The following is a 22,617-nucleotide window of genomic DNA, read 5'->3' as shown; positions in this document are numbered from 1 at the left end:
AAAATATTGGTAAGACGCAGTGAAAATGAATTTCAAGCGCCTTTTTATCCACTTTTCCAAGTGATATTCTGCTGACAGACTCTGATCTACCGGTATTGCTTTCCTCCGGGTAAGAAGGCTTTGGAATGTTCGGAATTTTTTCGCGAAAGAAAAGGCTGCAGCAGTCGACAACGATTTCGGCGCACCAGCCGGAGCAACCGACGGCCAGTCCGCGCGTGACTTCAATTGTTGTCCCGTTTTCAGCAGTCGAGCGCGCCGCTAAGGAAAACTACGTTGCTGACCTCGTGACTGCAGTCATGGATTTCGTGACCGCAATGTTTGATCAGGGCCTCTACAAAGATCACGAAATACCGCCGTCAGCGAGGCAGTTTTTTCACGCTTACCTATACGGGATGGAAGTGGCTAATGGCGGCCATAGCCAATTTATTCACAATTACCGTGATCACCTCGATAAAGTCACCTCGGATGTGCATTTGGCTTTGGCTGGAATGCGAGCAGAAAACCATTTAGCTATTTTGAAACAGATGGTTGCTTGGGTCCGGGAACATCCCAAGGAAGCGGAGGAACAGACTGGATTCGAAGGTGGCCGCGCTGATTTCCTTGATGGACTCGACGATCTTTTTTACAAGGAGGAAGACAGCGTCCCGATGCTTGCCCGCGCAGTGGGTTGGATAGCCTCCTGGCCTGAACTGGAGATTGTCGACGATGCCGAATGCCAGGAGGCCACTCTTGACATTGTGATGGCCAACTCCAGGCGCGAACCTCGATTGCGCCATCGTTCGGTGTTCCATCTGAAAGCAGTGATGACGAGCCGACTTGAAGTGGGCATCGGGCTCGCCTGTGCAGCTTTGCCGCAGCCCGAGGTTAAGCTCGGGCTCGGCAAAGGACGGATGTTGGACATAGATGGCGAGAAGCAGATGACATTTCCGGTCGTAACCAACGCCGGCAGGGTGCGTTTGTGCGTAGTCACGCCAACGCATGCGGCTGCATACCAGTACCTGGCTGCTGATGGTACAGAACTGCAACTCGACCTCGGACCGGTCGATAGCGTTGATGAGTTACTTGGCGAAGGTGCTCCACGTGTCGGTCTGAAGCTGTCGCATGTCGGCGCTGATTCAATAGCGACAGTCATCGAACTGGCTGATGAATACGGGGCACCAGCAGCCCTCGACCTTCTTTTGCGCAGGGCTGGAATTGATACGGCAGGAGCAGTTGCTTTGCCATCGATGCTGATTCCGAGCGAGGGAGGATCGGTCGTCAGTTGGACAGTTGCTGCTGACGGTAGACTGCTGTTTTTGGTGTCCTCTCCCAACGGGAGCGCGCTCTTGAGGTCGGGCGCCGAAGATCCGCTGGCGGATGCCCATAGGCTTGAGATCGAAGAACATTTTGTGCGCGCCGAAGCCGATGGTGCCAACTGATCTGGGCTGATTGTCTCGAAATTCTGACGCCAGTGGCACAGGCATGCGAGCCGGTCGCGACCTCACGAACGCGGAGCGTTCGGCTATCCTGAGGCGACAGGCCCTTGCCCGTTCGCCCGCGCCGCCGATTGTTGCGTTGCGGCGAGGGGGGCTTTCGGCTATTGAGGCCGGACTTGAAACGGAGCCTGTTTTTAGCTGATGAGCCTTGTCGATACGGTCAAGAACGCGTTCGTACCGATCCATCGCGAAGGCTATCCCTTCATCGCGGCCTTTGGCGCGGCGACGCTTTTCCTCGGCTATTTCTCCTCGGTCCTGTTCTGGATCGGTCTGATCCTGACGGCCTGGTGCGTTTATTTCTTCCGCGATCCCGAGCGCGTCACGCCGGTCGACGACCGCTTGGTGGTCAGCCCCGCCGACGGCATCATCTCGGCGGTCGGGCCGGCCGTGCCGCCGCGCGAACTCGGCCTCGGCAATGTCGAGATGACCCGCATCTCGGTGTTCATGAATGTCTTTTCCTGTCACGTGAACCGCGCCCCGGTACGCGGTCGTATCGTCAGGATCGAACACCGGCCCGGAAAATTCCTCAACGCCGAACTCGACAAGGCCAGCACCGAGAACGAGCGCAACGGCCTGGTCATCGAAAGCCCCAACGGCACGATCGCCGCCGTCCAGATCGCCGGCCTGGTGGCGCGGCGGATCGTCTGTTGGGCCGAGGCGGGCGGCTCGATCGGCACCGGCGAGCGTTTCGGCTTGATCCGCTTCGGCTCGCGCGTCGATGTCTTCCTGCCCTTGACCGCCACGCCGCGCGTTGCCGTCGGCCAGACAGCGGTCGGCGGCGAAACCGTGCTGGCCGAATTCGGCGGTGTCGCCGGCACACCCCTCGTGCGGATTTCCTGAGCCGTGGGCACGCAGTATAAGAAGTTCGAGGCCCATGCCAGCGGCGGTCCGCGCATCCGCGAGATCCCGATGCGCATGGTGCTGCCCAACCTCGTCACCGTGCTTGCCATCTGCGCCGGTCTGTCGGGCATCCGCTTCGGCTTCGAAGGCCGCTTCGAGCCGGCCGTGGTGATGGTGCTGCTGGCCGCTTTCCTCGACGGCATTGATGGCCGCTTGGCGCGGATGCTGAAGGCAACCTCCAAATTCGGCGCCCAGATGGATTCGCTGGCCGACATCGTCAATTTCGGCGTCGCCCCGGCTTTGGTGCTTTATGCCTTCCTGCTCGACCGTGCCGGCTCGCCGGGCTGGATTGCGGCCTTGCTGTTCGCCATCGCCTGCGGGCTAAGGCTCGCCCGCTTCAACGTGCTCGACGACGAGAAGGCCGACCGCCCGATATGGCAGTCCGAATATTTCGTCGGCGTGCCGGCGCCGGCTGGTGCTGTGCTGGTGATGCTGCCGCTCTATCTCTATTTCCTGCGCACAGGGCTGGAGCCCAGTCGTCCAGCGGCCTTCGTCGCCACCGGCTTTACCATACTGGTCGCCTTCCTGCTGGTCAGCCGGCTGCCGGTCTATTCCGGCAAGAGCCTGAAAATCCCGGGCGACAGGGTGTTGCCGATCATCCTGGGTGTCGTGCTCTACGTACTGCTGCTGATGACCTACCCCTGGTACACGCTGACCGCTTCGGTTGCCGGCTACCTGATCTTCCTGCCGTTCAGTGTGCGCGCCTATTCGAAACGCGCCAAGCTGGAGGGCGAGAAGGTACCGCCTTCGGATATAGGTTAGAAGGTCGGCGGAAGTGCTTGATCCGACTCAGGCCGCGACGCCGAGCCCCAGCCTGTCGATCGCCAGCTTTCGGGTCGAGACATAGTCGGTCTTGCCCGAACCCAGCACCGGGATTTCCTCGACCTTGACGATGTCGTTGGGCACCATCAGTTCGGCGGCGCCCGCTTGTTTGCCGAATCTGCGCAACTCGTCGGGATTGGCGTCGTCGGCGGTGGTGACCAGCACAATGCGCTCGCCGCGCCTCTTGTCCGGCACCGCTACCGCCGCATGGCGTTCTTCCGGCCACAACGACTGCACCAGCATCTCGACAGCACCCAGCGACACCATCTCGCCGGCGATCTTGGCGAAGCGCTTGGCGCGGCCGCGAATGGTGATGAAGCCTTCGCGGTCGACAGCGACGATGTCGCCGGTGTCGTGCCAGCCCGTCAGCGGCTGCAATTCACCGGGGCGGTCCGATGTCATATAGCCCATCATCAGGTTCGGTCCGTCGAGCCACAATTGGCCGGCATCGGAAATGCCTTCGATCGGCTCAAGCTTCATGCGCATGGCCGGCAGCAGCCGCCCGACGGTACCGTCGCGGCCATGGATTGCCGTGTTGACGGCAACCACCGGCGCCGCCTCTGTCAGCCCGAACCCTTCGATGATCTCGGCCTGGAAGCGTTCGCGATAGACGCGGCGGGTTTCCGGCTTCACCGCCTCGGCGCCGGCAACGACGAAGCGCAGGCTGGAAAAATCGCCGTCCTTGGCGGTACGCGCATAGTTGGCGAGGAACGTGTCGGTGCCGAACATAATGGTCGGTTTCCCCTTGCGCGCAACCTCGGGGATGATCTTGTAGTGCAGCGGCGAGGGGTAGAGGAACAGTTTTACCCCGGTGACCAGCGGCAGGATGGTGCCGCCCGTCAGGCCGAACGAATGGAACACCGGCAGCACGTTGAGCAGGATGTCGGCGGGCGAGATGGTGATGCGCGCCTCAGCCTGCATGGCGTTGGCGTAAAGGTTCTTGTGCGACAGCACGACTGCCTTCGGCGTGCCTTCCGAGCCCGAGGTGAACAGGATCACCGCCGGCTTGGCCGCGTCCTGTCGCTGCAGCGGCCAGCGCCACAGCAAGGCGGCGGCAAGCTTGTCCAGCGCGGTGACGCTCTCCCGCACATCCTCGAGCCAGAGAAGCCTGGCGCCGCCCTTTTCGACCGCCGCGACGATATCGGCAAGGTCGGCCTTCTCGACGAACGCGCGGGACGAAATCACGGTCCTTATCACCGCCGTGCGCACGGCCGCGGTGACGCTCGCCGGCCCGGCCGTGTAGTTGATCATCGCCGCCACCCGGCCGGCCGACAGAAGGCCGGTGAGCGACAGCACGACGCCATTGGCATTGGGCAGCATCACGCCGACTGCCTCGCCCGGAGCCGTTACCGCCTCGAAGCGCCTGCCCAGGACGCGGGCGCCGATGAACAGCTTGCGGTAGCTCAGCGCGCCGGAGATCACGTCCTCGATGATGATATGCGAAGCGCCGACGCGGTCGGCGGCATCGCGCATGGCCAGGAACAGGCCACGATCGAGGTTGGTGCCGAAGAGCCGCGCCTCGGCGACACGGTCGAACAGCGCGTTGGTGTTCGAGGCCTGCTCGGGGTTGCGCGCCACCAACTCAGTGATGGTCATCGGCTCCAGCACGCTGATCGACAGTTGCGGAAACCAGTGTCGTGGCGCCTTGTCCCCAGGCGTCAACGACACCGGCAGGCTGCGCGCGCCGCCGACGAAGATCGGCACGATCTTGGCATCGGCCTGCATGGCGATGCGGGTGACGGCACGAAACAACCGAAACGTCTTGACGTCGGGCTCGACTGCATCCGGCAGATAGACAGCGAGCCGGCCCTTGCCCTTCAGCACCCGCACCAGCCGGCGGCTGACGAAGACATGTTCGGCGTTGAAGGCGATGGTACGGCCAAGCTCGCGCCAAGGTTCGAGCCACGGCGAGCGCGCCGAGACCTCATCGAGAATATGCAGCGTGTCTTCCGGCAGCAGCGACAGCATCAGCGCCGGCTCGAAGCGCGATTGATGAGAGATGACGTAGATGACTGGGGCCTGCGCCTTGCGGGCGATCCTGATGCGGCTGTCTCCGATCCGGTAGGCAAGCTTGAACGGGACATAGAGCAGCGCCTGGGTGAAGCGTAGGCCGAGGCGGAATTTTTCCGCCACGCCAATCAGGAGCCAGGCCAGAACAAGACCCGCAAGCAGCGCCAGTGTCAGGATCATGCCGCGTCTCTCCCAACGTTTTTAGCATCTCGGCTCTTTGCGGCCGTGTCGGCCAGAACCTAGACGATGTGGGAGCAAGGTCAATGCGGAGCTTTTGCTTCCCTTGGTGCGGGAAGCTGCTTCTCACGCCGCCTGCAGCCGTCCACTGATGAAACGAAATTCCTGCGTCTTGCCGCCATAGCCGTAAGCGGCTGCCGGCACTTCATGCACGAAGGCGTAGCTCTCCTCGTGCACGCCGCCCAGCAGACGGCCGAAGGCTGCGAAGATCGCCTTCAGATAGGCCTCCAGCTCAAGCTTGGTGTTGGTGCCGTCGACCACCTTGATATCAAGCCAGAACGTGTTGGTGCCGTGCTCGGCCAGCGACTTGCCGCCGGCGAACCAGTGCTGCGGATCGACATAGGACACGGCAACTGCCGTGATCGTCGGGTCCTTGCGCAGCTGCGTCGCGGTGATTTCTGTGGCCTCCTTTGCGATGCGAGCGGAAAGCGCCGCGTCAGGTTTGCCGGTGACGCTGATGTTGATGATAGGCATTCTTCTTCTCCTTGGCTTGAGCGGCGTCCGATCGCCGTTGAAACAACCATGCCACCACCTTTTAGGCAAAAAAATCGAATTGTTTTTAAATGATACTTCGATAGTATCGAAGTATGGAAACGCTCGATCCCGATCTGCTCCGAACCTTCCTTGCTTTCGTCGACAGCGGCTCGCTGGCCCAGGCGGCTGCAAGCATCGGCCGTTCGCCCTCGGCGGTGACCGCCCAGATGCAGCGGCTGGAGGAAGTCGTCGGTGAGCCGCTGCTGGCGCCGCAGGGGCGGGGACGTGGTTTGACGCCGGCGGGTGAGGATCTCGTCGGCCACGCCAAGCGCATTCTTGCCGTCCATCGCGAGGCTTGGCTGGCGCTGAAGGGCGCCCGCGCTGCCGGGCGCGTTGCCATCGGCACGACGCAGGATTTTGCCGACAGCGGCCTGCCGGATCTGCTGCGTGCTTTCGCCGGCAGCCATCCGCGCGTCAGGATCGAACTGCGGGTCGGCCGTTCCGCCGAGTTGGCGCAGGCGCTGCAGTCTGGCGGCCTCGATCTGGCGATCGTCATGCGCCAGACGGCAGCGGCGGACGAAGTCGGCGTGCTGCGCGAGCCGATGATATGGCTATGCTCACAAAAGGGGCTGGCCACGCGGCAGGAGGAACTGCCGCTGGCGCTGCTCGATCCATATTGCGGTTTTCGCGAAGCGGCACTTGCCGCACTCGATGCCGCCGGCCGCCGCTACCGCATTGCTGCCGGCAGCGCCAGTCTGGCCGGCCTGCGCACAGCCGTGAACGCCGGTGTCGCACTGACGCTGCGAACGGCTCGCTTTGCCCATTCCGGGATTGTCGAGGCGCCGCGCCAGCTTGGCCTGCCGCAGGTGCCTTTGGCTGAGTTCGCCATCCGGCTGCGCGCCGGTGCCGATGGATCGGCAGCCGATCTGGCGACCCTGCTCAGCGCCAACCTTGCCTTGTCGGGCTGAATGCCCAACGAACCCGACCTTGCGGTCCCAAGTGGCAAAGAAAAAGCCGACCTTGCGGTCGGCAAGCGGCAAAGAAAAAGCCGACCTTACGGTCGGCTTGGAGTAGGACGGGCCGAGGGGTTTGGGGGGACTTGGGGATGGCCCGTCGCAGCAATAATGCCTGACCCGGATGATGGTTCCATGACTGTGTCGCTTTTTTAAGAAATATTTGACGCCATGCGTTGCGAGCGCGCCATCAGCCAATCCCGCCCCGCATGGGCGAACACTGCGGTGAGCACGACGGCGCCGCCGATCATGCTGGCGGCTGGTGCAATCTCGCCCAGGAACAGGAAGGCAAACAGGATCGCGAACGGCACTTCGGCCGAACCGAGAAGCCCGGATTCGGCCGGCGGGATGAGTCGTGCGCCCTCCGTCCACAGGATCGAGGACAGCGCGAAGGACGCGCCGAAAGTGGTGAGCAGAACGGCATCTCTCGGCGAAACCGCCAGCGGATCGGTGACGAACCAACCGAGCACGAACAACAGGAATGCCGACACCGCACCGGCCCACACCACGGGCGTGTCGCGGAAGGCGCGAACCATGATCATGTAAAGGCCGCTGCCGATGGTCATCAGCAGTGCCAGTCCGTCGCCGAACAGATTGCCGGTGCCGAAGCCGGACCAGACCATGATCGCCACGCCGCACAGCGACACTGCGGCGGCGACCATCGTCTGCAACCGGAAGGGTTCGCGCGTCAGAACCCAGGCCAGCAGCGCCGTGACGAAAGGTGCTGTGGCATAGATGACAGCGACATTGGCGACGAAGGTGAACTTGAACGCCGAGATGAAAGCGATGCTGGCCAGCGCGCCTTCCACCGCCAGCAGCCAGCCGCGCCAGCCAAGCCGCAGGGTCTCACGCCCACCGGAACGGTGACGCCGCCACAGCACATAGAAGCTGATCAGGATCGCGCCGACAAAGCCGCGCCAGCAGATGATGGTCAACGGGTCGGCGTGGATTGATTTCGTCAGCACGCCCGTCAGGGCGAAGACGGCGGCTGAGGACGACACCAGGATGATGCCGAGTGTCCGCTCCGCGGCGGTGTCGGTGGCGGCTGCAATCTCAGTCATGCCGCCAGCCTACGCCGCTTGGTCCTGACATCGTAGCGTCAGCAATCATGGCCATGCACATCATAGCCGTTTGCGGAAATGCTCGGTGCCGACGATCAGCAGGCCGGCGGCGACGATCAGCGCAGCGCCCAGGAAAACTTCGCGGCGCGGCACGTCGCCCCAGATCGCAAAGCCGAGTGCGAATGCCCACAATAGCGAGGTGTATTCCAGCGGCGCGAGAACCGAGGCCGGCGTGCGCTTCATGCCTTCGAAGAGAAGATACTGCGCCAGGCCGCCGAGTGCGCCGACGCTGGCAAGCAGCAGCAGCTGGGTCCAGTCGGGTGTCCGCCACCAAAGCAACGCCGGCACCGCCGAAAACAGCAGGAAATAGAAATTGTTGAGCAGGAGCTGGATCATCGAGCGCTCGGCAAGGGCGGTCCTGCGCAAGAGCACGATGGCGATGCCCCACAAGAAGGCGGCCGCCAGCACCAGCAGCACCGGCACGGACAGGCCGAGATGGGTCGGATCGCAAGCGATGAACACGCCGGCAAAGCCGATCAGCACCGCCAGCCAGCGCAGCATCGGCACTTTTTCGCCGAGCAGGAACACCGAAAGCACGGTGACGATGATCGGGGCCGCGTAATAAACGGTGGTCAGTTCGGCGAGCTGCAGGCTGCGCGCGGCGTTGTAGTAGCAGAGCCACGCAGCAAGCGTGAAGGCACTGCGCACCAGCATCGGCCGCACGATCGGCGAGCGCATCGTGTCGGCAAACAGCTGTCGTCCGCCGATCGCCGCGCACGCGCCCAGAATGGTGATGCTGCGGAAGAACATGATCTGCCAGACGCTCATGCCGACGACCAGCAGCTTGATCGAAGCATCCTGTGTCGAAAACAGCAGATAGGCCGCACCGGTCAGCAGGATGCCTGCAAGAACCCGCTCGCGTGTTTCGAGAATGGCGATATCGGCCATAAGGCGCGTGGGACCAAATTTGCCGGAGCGGCAGAAATGCTGTGAGGAGCGACACAAGGGAGCCGTGAATTCAACTCCCTTGGTACCAAGCTATACGGGCGAAAACCCCTGCGGCGCTACGCCAGTCCGGTGCTTATATTGGGGCACGGGTCCATGGCGAGCTGCACTGTCGCCAAGCCTACTGCGTCGCCTGATAAAGCTCCGAAGCGGCTTCTTTCAGCGCGCGCCGGCCGTCGGACCTGAAATACATCATGTGCCCGCCCTCGACGACATCGAGACGGATGGGCTTGGCATTGGCGAGCGACGGGATCTGGCTCACCAGGTAGCGCGAGGCGAGGTAAGGTGTCACCAGATCGGTGTAGCCGTTAACGATCACGACGCCGAGCGAAGGGTTCAGCGAGCGTGCGCGCTGCAGATCGTCCATCACCCCGGCATAGCCTTGCCGCGAGGCGCCGGTCCCGTAATCCCAATTGTGGCTGATTTCGCCATTGAGCAGCCGATAGCTGACATCGGTGCGAAAATGCAGTTCGTCGCTGATATAGCCGACGAATGCCGACGTCAGCGCCGGCACGCTGCGGTCGAGCACCGGATCCGGGCCGGCGATGCGGGCGCTCTCGGGCGCGATGTCGGCCGTGCCGATCGTGGCGTCATAGGGGCTGAGCACCTTGCCGCTGGCGCGGGCGAACTCCCTTGCGAACAGGCCGGTGGGGATGCGGGCGGAGTTCCGCTGCACCAGGTCGAGCGGCAGGCCGGTGATGTCAGCCACGCGTTGGCTGGCCAGCCGCCTGCCTTGCTCCAGTCCGCTGGTGATTGCCGTGAGGTAATCGCCCATCGCATAATGTTCGACGTCTGCCAGCTTCTCCCGCAACGCGTCGCCGCTGACGCCTTCGGCGCGCAGGCGCACCGCAGCCAGTGAAGGCAGTTCGAGCGCCCAATGCAGCGGCTCGAATTCGTCGGGCTGCACCAGCGTGAACTCCAGCGCCGGCGAGATCAGCACGATGCCGTTCGGACTGATGCCGATATCTTCCTGCAACGTCCTGGCGAGCAGCGCTGCGCGGAACCCGCCATAGCTTTCGCCGGCGAGGAACAGTGGCGACCCGGTGCGGCCGTTCTGCGCGAGATAGAGCCGGATGAAGGCGCCTATCGAGCTGGCATCCTGGTTTACGCCCCAGAAATCGCGCGTGTCCTGCCCCGGTGCCTCGCGGCTATAGCCTGTTCCCACCGGATCGACGAAGACGAGATCGGTCATGTCGAGCCAGCTGTCCGGATTGTCGATCAGTCTTTGCGGTGACGGCAGGAATTCGCCGTCGGCTCCCGTCGCGATTATCCGTGGACCGAGTGCGCCGATATGCAGATAGGCGGACGCTGCTCCAGGGCCGCCGTTGAACACGAAGGTGATCGGCCGCTGCTGGTCTTTGGCCCCGCTTGCCGGCGGCTCCAGTGTGTAGGCGACGTAGAAGATCTCCGCCGTGACGTCGCCCTTGCCCGATAGCAGCGACAGGGTCGCCGCCTTTGCCTGGTAATCCAGCTTGCGCCCGGCCAGCGTGATCGAATGGTTGGTGGTCTGCGGCGGCGGCAGCAGGGATAGCACGCCGCCCGAGGGCGCCGGCCGCTCCGCCGTTTCAGCCAGGACGGGCTGCGCCAGGACGGCGAGCATCGGCAGGATAAGGCAGATCAGTTTCAATTTGACCGGCATGATGGCTCCGCGACAACGACTCCCGCATAGGTATGGCCGAGAGGGTCGAAGTCAAAGGAAATGGCTGATTTGAACTTGCAACGGCTTGCGCTAGAGCCGGATGATTTCAGGTCGATCGACCTGAAATCTGAATCCGGCTCTAAATCAAACAGATGGAGCATGATGCCGTCCGAAAACCGCTTCACACTTTTCGGCATCATGCCTAGTATGAATTGGAATGCAGTCGAACCTTTCCCTCGATCAGTTTGGGCGCTGGAGCGGCGGTGTCGCCGCTGCGGCCGTTGCCGTGACACCCGAAGAATTGTCGGCTCGCTTCACGGCAGCGGCGAGCGAGTTGCTTGGCTCCGACCGCGCCTATGTCGGCTTTTACCGTCGCGACATCACATCCCTGACCATCGACGATGCCGGTCCCGATCGCTGGAACCGCGACTACGATGCACGACTGTATCGCCAGGATCCCTTCTTCCAGAGGTTCGCCAGCACAAGGCAGGATTTCCTGTTGCCGCTGTCGGCACTCCGCAATGGCGACTTCCAGCGGACTCCCTACTATCGCGAATTCTTCGGCCCTTCCGACAGTTTCGACGAGATCACCGGCGTGTTCAATCTCGACCGGCTGACCGCTGGCTATGTCACTTTTCTCAGGCGAAACGGGGCAGAACCGTTTGGCGAGCAGGATCTGGCGACGGCTTGCGCGGCAAGCAGCGCGACAAGGCTCATTTTGGAAAGATTGCTCCATCTGTGCCGCTTCCGGCACAAGGGCGCCGCAATCGGTGACGCTCGCTCGCGGCTGAGCAGGCGCGAGACCGAGATTGCGCGGCATCTGGTCGATGGTGGCAACGCCAAGACGATTTCGCGATGCCTCGCCATCTCGCCCGGGACCGTCCGCAACCACATCAAGCAGATCTATCGCAAGCTCGGTGTGCACTCCCAGGTCGAGTTGCTGGCGGCCATCCGCGAAGCCGCTTGAGCCTGACGGCTTCCGCCCGGCTCTGTCTTTTTGCTTTGACGCAATTCCCAAGGGAAAGCGCTACGCGCTTTTCCCGGGAAAACCGCTGCGCACTTTTTCTGGAATTGCTCTATTGTCCCGTCACGATGCGCGTCCACATGCGGTTTTGGGATCGCAGCAGCTTTGGGTCGTTGTTGTCCACCACGAACAGTTTGGCCTTCACGGCATCAGGCGGAAAGACGCCGGGGTCGCTGGCTATGGCCTTGTCCATCAGCGGCAGGGACTCCGGTATCGCATTGGCGTAGGAGACATAGCTGGAATTGGCCGCGGCGATATCGGGCCGCAGATTGAAGTTGATCCAGGCCTGGGCGTTGTCGGGATGCGGCGCATCTTTCGGTACCGCCATCGTATCGAAGTTGATGAGCGTGCCTTCTTTGGGGATGGAATAGGCGATCTCCAGCTTCTTCACGGATTCCGCCGCACGGGTCCTTGCCTGGAGTATGTCGCCCGACCAGCCCAACACCACACAGATGTCACCGTTGGCGAGGTCGTTGATGTATTTCGACGAATGGAAATAGCGGATGTAGGGCCGCACCTTGACCAGCAGGTCCTCGACCTTGGCGAGGTCGTCGGGACTGGTCGATTTGGGGTTGATGTGAAGGTAGTTCATCGCCATCGGGATGACTTCAGCCGGCGCATCGATGATAGCTACACCGCAATCGGACAGCTTCTTGACCACATCGACGTCGAAGACCATGGCGAAGGAATCTGTCGGCCCGTCCGGCAGCCGCTGCTTCACCGCAGCGACGTTGTAGCCAATGCCGTCGGTGACCGCCATATAGGGCACTGCATGCAGGTTCTGCGGGTCGGCGCCGGCGATCAGCGCGAGGGCTTGCGGATCGATCTTCGAGTGGTTGGCAAGCTTCGATTTGTCGAGTTCCAGGAAAGCCCCTGCTTTCACCTGGTTCTTGAGGAACGGATAGGCTGAAGGGTAGACCACGTCATATCCGGAGCCGCCGGTGAGCAGCTTGGTCTCAAGCACCTCGTTGCCGTCATAGACGTCGTAACGAACCTTGATTCCCGTTTCCTTCTCGAATTTCTCGGCCGTGTCCGGCGCGATGTAGTCGGACCAGTTGTAGACGTTGACGATCTTTTCCTCGTCCGCCGAAGCCGCATTTGCGCAGACGCCGCAGGCAAGCAGGGTTGAGAAGATCAGAGCGCGCATGAATGTCCTCCGTTTTCGCTATGTGTTCTCGGCATGCTCCGTCCCTCAACGTCGTTGCGGGGCATAGACCGGCAAGGTGATGCAGGCGACATTGCCGCCGCCCAGCAGGATCTCTCGCGAGTTTTCGATGCCGACTATTCGGTGGTCGGGAAACAGCTCGGCCAGCGTCCGCTTGGCCTTCACATCGAGATCGCAGCCGAACTGCGGCACCACCACGACGCTGTTGCCCGGATAGTAGTTGATGTAGCTCGCCGCGATCCGGTTTCCGGCCGGTCGCGCCCAGGTCGAATCCAGCCGGTCCACGCTGTCGCTTTCTTCCGGCGTCATCTCGATCGGCAAGGGATGGGGCAGCCGGTGAACTTCCAGCGCGCGGCCCTTCGCATCACGAGCCGAACGCAACACCGCCTCGGCTTCGCGCACGATCTCATATTGTGGGTCGTCCCGATTGTCGGTCCAGCTCAGCACGACCACGCCGGGGCGCACGAAGCAGCAGACGTCGTCGACATGGCCGTCGGTCTCGTCGAAGGCAAAGCCGCGTGGCAGCCAGATGACGGTGTCGACACCGAGATAGTCGCCAAGCTGGCGCTCCACCTCGGCCTTGCCGAGATGAGCGTTGCGATTTCGGTTGAGCAGGCATTGCTCCGTCGTGATGAGCGTGCCCTGACCGTCGCACTGCAACCCGCCACCCTCGGCGATCAGAGGTGCGCGGTAGCGATCCATGTTCTCGATTTCGAGCACTTTTTGCGCCGCAAGGTCATCCAGGTCCCATGGCGAATAGAGGCCGCCGTCAAAACCGCCATAGGCGTTGAAGATCCAATCGACGCCACGCACGTCGCCTTGATCGTTGACGACGAAGTTGGGACCGCTGTCGCGCAGCCAGGAATCATTGGTGGACATCTCCACGACACGCACATGGCCAGGCAATCGCGCTCGGGCATTCTGCCACTGGCGAGCAGAAGCCGCCACCGTCACCGGCTCGCTTTGCGCGATCGCCGCGGCGACATCGGCGAACAGTTTTTGCGCGGGCTTGGCGCCGAGGCGCCAGGTGTCCGGCCGCTCCGGCCAGATCATCCAGCAGCCTGACTTGGGTTCGAATTCGCCGGGCGCGCGAAACCCATCCTGTTTCGGCCTTGTCGAGAGGGTTCGAGGCATCGGGGACCGCCGGGAAATGGAGTGATGACTTGCCCGGATCAGACTTTTTTGGGACCTTGTCCGTCAATGTCCCATTTGGGATATCGGTGTAGGCGGCTGGCACCTGTTGCGGAATGGCATTGCCTTCCCAAGGTGATCGGCGCAAATCTTGACCGGACGGCGCATGCCGGTGACGCAAGCAGTCGACGAAAGGGGAAAGCGGATGGATGCGACCGAACTGAAGGCCATGCAGGCGCCGCTGAAGCAGGCCTATCGTGACGACGCTTCGCAGGCCATGATCACGCTTCGCGCCAAGGGCTCGATCGACGACCAGTCGGTTGCCTGCAAGGTGGAGACGGGCAGGGCGCTCGCCATCGCCGGCCTGCATCCGGCAACAGGCGGCTCAGGCCTTGAGCTCTGCTCGGGCGACATGCTGCTGGAGGCGTTGGTCGCCTGCGCCGGGGTGACGCTGAAGGCGGTGGCGACGGCGCTCGAGTTCAAACTCGGCGCCGCCGCGGTAGAGGCTGAAGGCGATCTCGATTTTCGCGGCACGCTCGGTGTCGCCAAGGATGCGCCGGTCGGCTTTCGCGCCATCCGGCTCAATTTCAACCTCGACACCGATGAGCCGCAGGAGCGGATAGACTCGCTACTAAAGCTGACCGAGCGTTATTGCGTGGTATTCCAGACCATCAGCCAGAAGCCGGAACTGACGGTCAGCGCACGCCGCTGACGCCTACTGTGCTGACGGTTCTTCGGCGTCACCCTCGTCGGTGAAGGGCGAGGCGCTCGGCACGCATTGCACCGACCAGCCGGCTGGTGTCGGCTGCTTCTGATATTCGGTGATGGCGGCGGTGCATTGTTCGCGCTTGTCGAAGGTGCTGGGCAGCACGACCATGCCGCCTTGCGGACCGGCGATTACCAGATACCAGACCAACGCTGCTGCGGTCGTAGCCATGGGGATTTCCTTGTTCTGCCAGTTGGGCGCTTGTTGTGGGAGTCGCGGTGACCCTACCAACTCCAAGGAAATGACGAAAGCATGACCGCCGCACAGCTTCCCGCCGTCTCATCACAGCCGCGTGATGTGACGGCGGGTTTCCCAGCCCGATTTCGAAGCGCAATCGGCTCAGTTGGTGGCAAAACAATAGAACAAGCCATCGCCCCCGGTGCCCTTCAGCGCCTCTTGGCTGCAGCCGCCGCGCGAGGCGTGCGAGGAATTCCAGGATTTGGCGGCTGCAGAATCGTCGAGGCCCGTGCGATCATGATGGCCCATCATCGCGGCGCCTTCCGCCCCGCTCATCGTCCAGTCGCCGCAGGTCTGGTCGGCGATCTTGGTGCCGTCGGGCTTGGAGCCGGTCAGCACGTCGTGGCGGTTCGGCGTGTCACCGCGGCCGTTGACCACTTCGCCTTTCTCGTTGAGCGCCGTCTGCTTGGTGATGCCGTTGGCATCGCTGTGCAACGAGGCGACGTCGTCAGCGATCTTGACGCCCTTGGCGTTCACCCACGGCCCCTTGCCGATACGGTCGCGGGCGTCGGTGTCGCTGGTCGACAGATAGGCGGCCCAACTCTTGCCGGTGACGCCGGCGGCTTCCGCCAGCGATGCGCAATGCGCGTCAGCACCCTTGAGGCCGCCGAGGTCGGCACCCTTGCCGGAACCGACACTGGTGACGAAGAAGCTCATCTTGGCATCTTGCGAGTAAGCGGCGCCCGCGGCTGCGATCAGGATGGCCGCGGTGGCGAGAAGCAGTTTGCGCATGGTGGTTCCTCCGGTTTGGGCTTCGACTACGTCGAAGAAACGTTTCCGGAGGCCTGTTTAATCCCTACGCATGTCGCTTAAAAGTGCGCAGCGGTTTTTGGGAAACCGACATGCGTCAAAAAAAAGGCTCAACTTTTATTCCGGCTGCCTATAGGCGACGAAGCGATTGTGCTTGGCCTGGAAGATCAATCCGGTCTCTTTCAGGTCCGGGCTGGCCAGCGGCACGATGCGTTTGGCGATCTCGGAGGGATGCGGCAACGTCTCGGGATCTTCGCCCGGCACTGCCTGGGCCCGCATGGCGGTGCGGGTGGCGCCGGGGTCAGCGGCGTTCACCCTGAGCGGCAGGCTCTGCGTCTCATGCGCCCAGGAGCGCATCATCGTCTCCACCGCGGCCTTGGATGCCGCGTAGGGTGCCCAGAAGGCGCGCGCCGAGTGCGCGGCGTTGGAAGACAGGATGATCGCGCGGCCAGCATCGGAGAGCCGCAGCAGAGGGTCGACCGAGCGGATCAGCCGCCAGGTCGAGGTGACGTTGATGGTCATCACCTTCTCGAAGGTTTTTGCTTCGACATGACCGATCGGCGAGATGACGCCGAGCACGCCGGCATTGGCGACGAGAATGTCGAGCTTGCCCCAGCGTTCGTGGATGGCGCCGCCCAGGCGGTCGATGCCGGCCATGTCGGCGAGGTCGAGCGGCACCAGTGTCGCCTGGCCGCCGGCCGCCTTGATCTGGTCGTCGAGCTCTTCCAGCCCGCCGACAGTACGAGCCACCGCAATGACATGCGCGCCGGCGGCAGCCAATTCCTTGGCAATGAAATAGCCGATGCCGCGCGAGGCGCCGGTGACGACCGCAACGCGGCCGGAAAGGTCGAGGGTCATGCGATGGATTCCGGGAATTGACTAACGCTGATGGCGGTCCGGCCTACGTCCCGCTTGTCGCCAGCAGCGACAGCGTGCGCACATTGTCGTGGCCTTCGAAGTCGAGCAGGCGGGTCGGGTACTGGCCGGTGAAGCAGGCATCGCAGAATTGCGGCTGGTCGTTGTCGCGGCTGGCCTCGCCGACCGCGCGGTAGAGCCCGTCAATGGTGAGGAAGCCAAGCGAATCGACGCGAATGAACTCGGCCATCTCCTCGATCGACATGCGCGACGCCAGGAGCTTCGATTTCTCCGGCGTGTCGACACCGTAGAAGCAGGAGGCGCGTGTCGGCGGTGAGGCGATGCGCATATGCACCTCCTTGGCGCCGGCGTCGCGCACCATCTGCACGATCTTCTGGCTGGTGGTGCCGCGCACGATGCTGTCGTCGACCAGAACCACGCGCTTGCCTTCGATCATGCGCCGGTTGGCATTGTGCTTCAGCTTGACGCCCATATGGCGGATCGAATCGCCCGGCTGGATGAAGGTGCGGCCGACATAATGATTGCGGATGATGCCGAGCTCGAAGGGAATGCCGGCCGCCTGGCTGAAGCCGATCGCCGCCGGCGTGCCCGAATCCGGCACCGGCACGACGATGTCGGCCTCGACCGGGCTTTCGACCGCCAGCTCGGCGCCGATACGCTTGCGCACCTCATAGACGTTGCGGCCTTCGACCGAGGAATCCGGCCGCGCGAAATAGACATATTCGAAGATGCAGAAGCGGGTCTTCTGCGGCTCGAAGGGGAACAGGCTCTCGATGCCCTTGGACGTGACGACGACCATCTCGCCGGGCTTCAGGTCGCGCACGAAACGCGCACCGATGATGTCGAGCGCGCAGGTTTCAGAGGCCAGGATCCAGGCGCCGTCGAGATCGCCCAGCACCAGCGGCCGGATGCCGAGCGGATCGCGGCAGCCGATCATCTTCTTGGCCGTCATCGCCACCAGGGAGAAAGCGCCCTCGACCTGCCGCACCGCATCGATGAAACGCGAGTTCAAATCGCGCTCCTTGCTGGTGGCGACGAGGTGCAAAAGCGTCTCGGTATCGGAGGTGGAGGAGAAGATCGCGCCTTGCTTCTGCAGCGCGCGCTGCACGGTCATGGCGTTGGTCAGATTGCCGTTGTGGGCGACGGCGAAACCGCCATCGGCCAATTCGGCGAAAAAGGGCTGGATGTTGCGCATGCCGGCGCCGCCCGTGGTGGCGTAGCGCGTATGGCCAATGGCGCGGTTGCCTTGCAGGCTGTCGATGACGCGCTGCTTGGTGAAGGTGTCGCCGATCAGGCCGACATGGCGTTCGACATGGAACTGGCTGCCGTCATAGGAAACGATGCCGGCCGCTTCCTGGCCGCGATGCTGCAGCGCATGCAGGCCCAATGTAACGATGGCCGCAGCGTCCTGCCGGCCGAAAATGCCGAACACACCGCATTCGTCGTGGAAATGGTCGTCGGCCTCGGCGGAAAGCACGTCGTCTGCGTCTGCCATCTTAAGCTCCGCTAAAATCGCCATATAATGCGGGTTCGCGCCGAAAGCAACGCGGGCCGTGCAGTCGTTCACACCATCGTCAGATCCTGACGCCGTTTTTCGGCGTCAGTTTGCCGGTGCCGCCGGTGCCGGAGCGGCCGGGGCGTTGTTCGCCGGTGGTGTTGCGTCATTGTCGTCAGGCGCCGGCGTGTTGGTATCGTCGCCGCCCGCCGGAGCATCCGCCGCCGGTGCGTCCGGAGCAGCTGGCGTCTCGGCGGCCGGCTGATTCGGATTGAGCTTCTTGAGGATCGCGTTTTCCGGATCCTCGGGCAGCAGGCTTTCGAGCTTGGCGCCGATTTGTTCGAGCAGCGGCCGCGACTTGGCCTCGGTGACCCAGGCTGGTGCCTTGGCGCCGGCCAGCCAGTTGAAGAACAGCAGGGCGACGGCAACGACCAGGATGCCGCGCGCGGCGCCGTAAAGGAAACCGAGCGTACGATCGAGCGCGCCGATCCGGGAATCGATGATCCAGTCGGCGAGCTTCATGGTGATGACCGAGACGACGATCAGCGCGATGATGAAAACCACGCCGGCGGCGGCCGCCATGGCGACCTTTTCATTCTCGATGTAGGGAGCGAGGTAAGGCACGACCGGCTTGTAGAAGAAGAACGCCGCCGCTGCCGCCGCGGCCCAGGAGACGACGGACAGGACTTCGCGCGAGAAGCCGCGAACCATGGCGAGCATCGCCGAAACCAGAGTGAAGCCGACGAGAATTCCGTCAAGCAGCGTAATCGGCATGTCTTTCGCCCCACTCCATGAGCCGCATTATAGCGCCGAACATCGGGCTCTGGGTCCGATGCTCTAGTCTTCTTCGTCCACGCGGCTTCGGCGTGAGCCGGCTATGCGTGCCACGAGGTCGGCAAGCTCGGTCGGCTGGAAAGAACCGGCCCCGATCCCCCCGGCCAGTTCCCCGCTGCCCGAGGGCAGAACCGCGCTTCCAAAACCCAGCTTTTCGGCTTCCTTGAGGCGCTGTTGCGCATGCGCAACCGGCCTCACGGCGCCCGAAAGGCTGATTTCGCCGAAATAGACGCAATCGGCGGGAAGGGCAAGACCGGTGAGCGAGGAAACCAGGGCGGCCGCCACTGCGAGATCTGCCGCGGGCTCCGAAATCCGGTAGCCGCCGGCGACATTGAGATAGACATCATGGCTGCCGAATCGCACCCCGCAATGGGCTTCGAGAACCGCCAGGATCATCGACAGCCGGGCGCCGTCCCAGCCGACGACGGCGCGGCGCGGCGTGCCGAGCGAGGAGGGTGCGACCAGTGCCTGGATCTCGACCAGCACCGGCCTTGTCCCCTCCATGCCGGCGAAAACCGCCGCCCCCGGCGATTTGGCATGGCGTTCGCCAAGAAAAAGCTCGGACGGATTGGCGACCTCGCGCAGGCCCTTGTCCGACATTTCGAAGACGCCGATCTCGTCGGTCGGTCCAAAACGGTTCTTCACCGTACGCAGGATGCGGTAGTGGTGGCCGCCTTCGCCTTCGAAGTAGAGCACGGCGTCAACCATGTGCTCGACGACGCGCGGCCCGGCGATCTGGCCTTCCTTGGTGACATGGCCGACCAGTACGATCGCCGCACCCGTGGATTTCGCATAGCGGATCATCGCCTGGGCGGCAGCGCGCACCTGGGTGACGGTTCCGGGTGCCGAATCGGCAAGGTCGGTCCACAGCGTCTGGATCGAATCCAGGATGACGAGATCAGGCCGCTTGCCGTCGGCGATCGTCGCCAGGATGTCCTCGACATTGGTCTCGGCGGCAAGTTCCACCGGAGAGGAGGCGACGCCAAGCCGCTGCGCCCGCAGCCTGATCTGCGCGACCGCCTCTTCGCCCGAGACATAGACGATGCGGTGGCCTTTTGATGCCAGCGCCGCGGCCGCCTGGGTGAGCAGCGTCGACTTGCCGATGCCGGGGTCGCCGCCGACCAGCAGCGCCGAGCCGCGCACGAACCCGCCGCCGGTGGCGCGATCGAGTTCGCCAATGCCCGAGATGATGCGTGGCGCGTCCTCGATATCGCCGGACAGCGTGGTCAGCACCACGGCGCGTCCCTTGCGGGCGTTGCGCGTGTTGGCTGGTCCTGAGCCGATGCCGCCGGACGTGCCTTCCTCGACCAGCGTGTTCCACTCGCCGCAGGCATCGCATTTGCCGGCCCAGCGCTGATGCACCGATCCGCAACTTTGGCAGATGAATTGGACGCGCGACTTGGCCATTAGATGGAAGCCACGCCGTGACAGGCTGGCGGGGCAGCGCCCCTCTCTGGCCTGCCGGCCATCTCCCCCTCCAGGGGGGAGATTTGCAGCTTCAGCGCTTGCGCCTTCTTTTCAACGCCAAAAATTGGCGAAAGCGTCGATGCCATCCGATCTCCCCCCTTGAGGGGGAGATGTCCGGCAGGACAGAGGGGGGCGCCAAGGAATGGGACCTGTCTCAATAGGTCACTCGAACCTTTCCGGCAGATGATGCTCCTCGGCGAGGTCGGAGAAGCGGGTGAACTCGCCCTGGAAGGCAAGGCTGACGGTGCCGGTCGGTCCATGGCGCTGCTTGGCTATGATCACTTCGGCCTTGCCCTGGACCTCGATCATCTTCGTCTCCCAGGCGAGATGCTCGGGCGTGCCTTTCTCCGGCTCCTTGTTCTTGATGTAATATTCCTCGCGGTACACGAACAGCACGACGTCGGCGTCCTGCTCGATCGAGCCCGATTCGCGCAGGTCGGACAGCTGCGGATGTTTGTCGTCGCGGCTTTCGACTTGACGCGAGAGCTGTGAGAGCGCGATGATCGGCACGCCCAACTCCTTGCCGAGCGCCTTCAGTCCGGTGGTGATCTCGGTGATTTCCTGGACGCGGTTCTGCGACGCCTTGGCAGATGAACCCTGCATCAGCTGGATATAGTCGATGACCATCAGGTCCAGCCCGCGCTGGCGCTTGAGGCGGCGGGCGCGCGCCGCGAGCTGGGCGATCGAGATACCACCCGTCTGGTCGATGTAGAGCGGGCGCTTGTGGTTCTCCTGCGTGTAGGCGACAAGCTTGCCGAAATCGGCTTCCGTCAAATCGCCGCGCCGGATTTTCGATGATGGAATCTCGGTCTGCTCGGAGATGATGCGGGTGGCCAGCTGCTCCGACGACATTTCAAGCGAGAAGAAGCCGACGACGCCGCCATTGGCCGCCTTGACGGAGCCGTCGGCCTGTTGGGCAGGCTCATAGGCGGCAGCGATGTTGTAGGCGATGTTGGTGGCCAGCGACGTCTTGCCCATGCCTGGGCGGCCGGCGATGATGATCAAATCCGAAGGCTGCAGGCCACCCATGCGATGGTCGAGATCGCGCAGGCCGGTGGCAATGCCGGACAGGTGGCCATCGCGCATATAGGCCGCGCTGGCCATGTCGACGGCATTCTTCAACGCATCGGAAAAGCTTTCGAAACCGCCATCGTAGCGGCCGTTTTCGGCCAGCTCGAACAGCCGCCGCTCGGCATCCTCGATCTGTTCGCCGGGTGCCATGTCGACCGGCGCGTCATAGGCGATGTTGACCATGTCTTCGCCGACGGTGATCAGCGCGCGGCGCGTCGCAAGGTCATAGATGGCGCGGCCATAGTCGGTGGCGTTGACGACGGTCACAGCCTCGACCGCCAGCCGCACGACATATTGCGCCATCGTCATGTCCCCAACCTTCTCGTCGGCCGGCAGGAAGGTTTTCAGTGTGATCGGCGTCGCCACCTTGCCCATACGGATGAACTCGGACGCCACCTCATAGATCTTGCGGTGCAGCGGCTCGTAGAAATGGCTGGCCTTGAGGAAGTCAGAGACGCGGTAGAAGGCGTCGTTGTTGACGAGGATGGCGCCGAGCAACGCCTGCTCGGCCTCGATGTTGTTTGGCGCTTCACGATAAAGCGGTGTTTCCGCGACGCCGAATTTTCGCGCTGCCTCTGCCATGATATCCCCGATTTCAATCCCGGCCTTTCGATATCAGAACGTGATGAGTCGGTGCTGACCTTTCTGCATCACTACCCAACCAAAGAACCTTGATGCCCGTTGTTCACAGGAACAACCAATCGTCCACAGGAGAGTATTCGCGTGCCCCGATTCCGGTTGACTCGACAGGGCGTGGATCTCTATCTGACTCGTCGGAACAAAGCAAGAACAATGGCACTGTTCATTTTGCGATGTTGTCCAGCCTGTCGCCCCAGTCCAATCGCCGGGCCAACTTGAAGTCGGCGCCGTCGCGCTTGGTGAACAAGCGCTCGGTGGCGGTGCCGTCGTCCTGGCAAAGCTTGAGCAGAACCTTGCCGGAGCCGGATTTCGGTGGCGCAAGAACTCGTGCCTGGTGTGATGTGGGGCCGTCGCGAGAAGCCGCGACGTAGATGAATTTCTCGTCTTCCCACGGCACGTCGGCATCCTTGGCCAGCCGATGCAGGCGCGAGCGGGCGACGCGGCGGGAAAAATGGCACCAGTCGGGCTGGACCAGCGGGCAGGGCGCCTGATGCGCGCAAGGCGCAAGCACATGCGCGCCCGCCTC

Annotated in this window: 21 protein-coding genes; 6 read left to right on the top strand and 15 right to left on the bottom strand. The window is 63.0% G+C overall.

Translation table 11 applies throughout. The features are described 5' to 3' along the window. Positions 1–125 precede the first annotated feature (125 nt). The 3 genes from EOC83_RS12375 (at position 126) to EOC83_RS12365 (ending at position 3,137) form a co-directional block, all read left to right on the top strand. Positions 126–1,418, top strand: a complete 1,293-nt coding sequence (locus tag EOC83_RS12375) for a DUF4375 domain-containing protein (RefSeq protein ID WP_013532544.1) — start codon at positions 126–128, stop codon at positions 1,416–1,418. Between the two features lie 198 nt (positions 1,419–1,616). Further along, positions 1,617–2,315: a phosphatidylserine decarboxylase gene (locus EOC83_RS12370; RefSeq protein ID WP_013532543.1), complete on the top strand. Its 699-nt coding sequence runs from the start codon at positions 1,617–1,619 to the stop codon at positions 2,313–2,315. 75 nt (positions 2,316–2,390) lie between these two features. Continuing rightward, positions 2,391–3,137, top strand: coding sequence for a phosphatidylcholine/phosphatidylserine synthase (locus tag EOC83_RS12365; protein ID WP_224621703.1), 747 nt, complete (start codon positions 2,391–2,393; stop codon positions 3,135–3,137). Positions 3,138–3,164: 27 nt separating this feature from the next. Here EOC83_RS12365 and EOC83_RS12360 read toward each other — a convergent pair whose 3' ends face one another. Both EOC83_RS12360 and EOC83_RS12355 read right to left on the bottom strand, forming a co-directional pair. Beyond that, positions 3,165–5,387 (bottom strand): AMP-binding protein, encoded by a 2,223-nt coding sequence (locus tag EOC83_RS12360; RefSeq protein ID WP_013532541.1) that lies wholly within the window; start codon positions 5,385–5,387, stop codon positions 3,165–3,167. 123 nt (positions 5,388–5,510) lie between these two features. Then, entirely contained in the window at positions 5,511–5,918 is a 408-nt protein-coding gene (locus EOC83_RS12355; protein ID WP_013532540.1) for a 4-oxalocrotonate tautomerase family protein, read from the bottom strand. 113 nt (positions 5,919–6,031) lie between these two features. Between EOC83_RS12355 and EOC83_RS12350 the strand changes: the two genes are divergently transcribed. After that, complete coding sequence (locus tag EOC83_RS12350; RefSeq protein ID WP_013532539.1) at positions 6,032–6,886, top strand: LysR substrate-binding domain-containing protein; 855 nt, start codon at positions 6,032–6,034, stop codon at positions 6,884–6,886. A 197-nt stretch (positions 6,887–7,083) separates the two neighbouring features. Here the strand turns inward: EOC83_RS12350 and EOC83_RS12345 are convergent, their stop codons facing one another. The 3 genes from EOC83_RS12345 to EOC83_RS12335 all read right to left on the bottom strand — a co-directional run bounded on the left by EOC83_RS12345 (position 7,084) and on the right by EOC83_RS12335 (position 10,636). Then, entirely contained in the window at positions 7,084–7,992 is a 909-nt protein-coding gene (locus EOC83_RS12345; RefSeq protein WP_013532538.1) for a DMT family transporter, read from the bottom strand. Between the two features lie 60 nt (positions 7,993–8,052). After that, positions 8,053–8,940: a DMT family transporter gene (locus EOC83_RS12340; protein WP_013532537.1), complete on the bottom strand. Its 888-nt coding sequence runs from the start codon at positions 8,938–8,940 to the stop codon at positions 8,053–8,055. Positions 8,941–9,118: 178 nt separating this feature from the next. Next, a complete protein-coding gene (locus EOC83_RS12335) occupies positions 9,119–10,636 on the bottom strand; it encodes an alpha/beta hydrolase (protein ID WP_013532536.1) in 1,518 nt (505 codons plus the stop codon). A 217-nt stretch (positions 10,637–10,853) separates the two neighbouring features. On the opposite strand from EOC83_RS12335, the gene EOC83_RS12330 reads away from it, so the two are divergent. Further along, positions 10,854–11,603 (top strand): LuxR family transcriptional regulator, encoded by a 750-nt coding sequence (locus EOC83_RS12330; protein WP_013532535.1) that lies wholly within the window; start codon positions 10,854–10,856, stop codon positions 11,601–11,603. A 109-nt stretch (positions 11,604–11,712) separates the two neighbouring features. Here EOC83_RS12330 and EOC83_RS12325 read toward each other — a convergent pair whose 3' ends face one another. Continuing rightward, the gene (locus EOC83_RS12325; protein ID WP_013532534.1) at positions 11,713–12,807 is read right to left on the bottom strand and encodes a polyamine ABC transporter substrate-binding protein; all 1,095 of its coding nucleotides are present in this window, start codon (positions 12,805–12,807) and stop codon (positions 11,713–11,715) included. A 45-nt stretch (positions 12,808–12,852) separates the two neighbouring features. Continuing rightward, entirely contained in the window at positions 12,853–13,959 is a 1,107-nt protein-coding gene (aguA, locus tag EOC83_RS12320) for an agmatine deiminase (protein ID WP_013532533.1), read from the bottom strand. A 202-nt stretch (positions 13,960–14,161) separates the two neighbouring features. Here aguA and EOC83_RS12315 point away from each other — a divergent pair, with 202 nt between their 5' ends. Then, positions 14,162–14,668, top strand: coding sequence for an OsmC family protein (locus tag EOC83_RS12315; RefSeq protein WP_013532532.1), 507 nt, complete (start codon positions 14,162–14,164; stop codon positions 14,666–14,668). Between the two features lie 3 nt (positions 14,669–14,671). Here the strand turns inward: EOC83_RS12315 and EOC83_RS12310 are convergent, their stop codons facing one another. From EOC83_RS12310 to EOC83_RS33195, 8 genes are all read right to left on the bottom strand, one after another. Then, complete coding sequence (locus EOC83_RS12310) at positions 14,672–14,893, bottom strand: hypothetical protein (protein ID WP_013532531.1); 222 nt, start codon at positions 14,891–14,893, stop codon at positions 14,672–14,674. Between the two features lie 168 nt (positions 14,894–15,061). Then, a complete protein-coding gene (locus EOC83_RS12305; protein ID WP_013532530.1) occupies positions 15,062–15,691 on the bottom strand; it encodes a hypothetical protein in 630 nt (209 codons plus the stop codon). Between the two features lie 135 nt (positions 15,692–15,826). Next, entirely contained in the window at positions 15,827–16,567 is a 741-nt protein-coding gene (locus EOC83_RS12300) for an SDR family NAD(P)-dependent oxidoreductase (protein WP_013532529.1), read from the bottom strand. Positions 16,568–16,610: 43 nt separating this feature from the next. Beyond that, positions 16,611–18,080: an amidophosphoribosyltransferase gene (gene purF, locus EOC83_RS12295; RefSeq protein ID WP_013532528.1), complete on the bottom strand. Its 1,470-nt coding sequence runs from the start codon at positions 18,078–18,080 to the stop codon at positions 16,611–16,613. Between the two features lie 105 nt (positions 18,081–18,185). Further along, the gene (locus tag EOC83_RS12290) at positions 18,186–18,854 is read right to left on the bottom strand and encodes a CvpA family protein (protein WP_013532527.1); all 669 of its coding nucleotides are present in this window, start codon (positions 18,852–18,854) and stop codon (positions 18,186–18,188) included. A gap of 63 nt (positions 18,855–18,917) precedes the next feature. Next, positions 18,918–20,321: a DNA repair protein RadA gene (radA, locus tag EOC83_RS12285; protein ID WP_013532526.1), complete on the bottom strand. Its 1,404-nt coding sequence runs from the start codon at positions 20,319–20,321 to the stop codon at positions 18,918–18,920. Positions 20,322–20,543: 222 nt separating this feature from the next. Continuing rightward, positions 20,544–22,034, bottom strand: coding sequence for a replicative DNA helicase (locus EOC83_RS12275; RefSeq protein WP_013532525.1), 1,491 nt, complete (start codon positions 22,032–22,034; stop codon positions 20,544–20,546). A 220-nt stretch (positions 22,035–22,254) separates the two neighbouring features. Beyond that, on the bottom strand, positions 22,255–22,617 hold a 363-nt coding region (locus EOC83_RS33195; protein ID WP_245441838.1), incomplete at its 5' end, for a small ribosomal subunit Rsm22 family protein.

Source organism: Mesorhizobium sp. Primo-A (genome assembly GCF_003997175.1).
GTDB lineage: Bacteria > Pseudomonadota > Alphaproteobacteria > Rhizobiales > Rhizobiaceae > Mesorhizobium > Mesorhizobium ciceri.
This window is presented reverse-complemented; position numbering and strand designations above follow the sequence as displayed.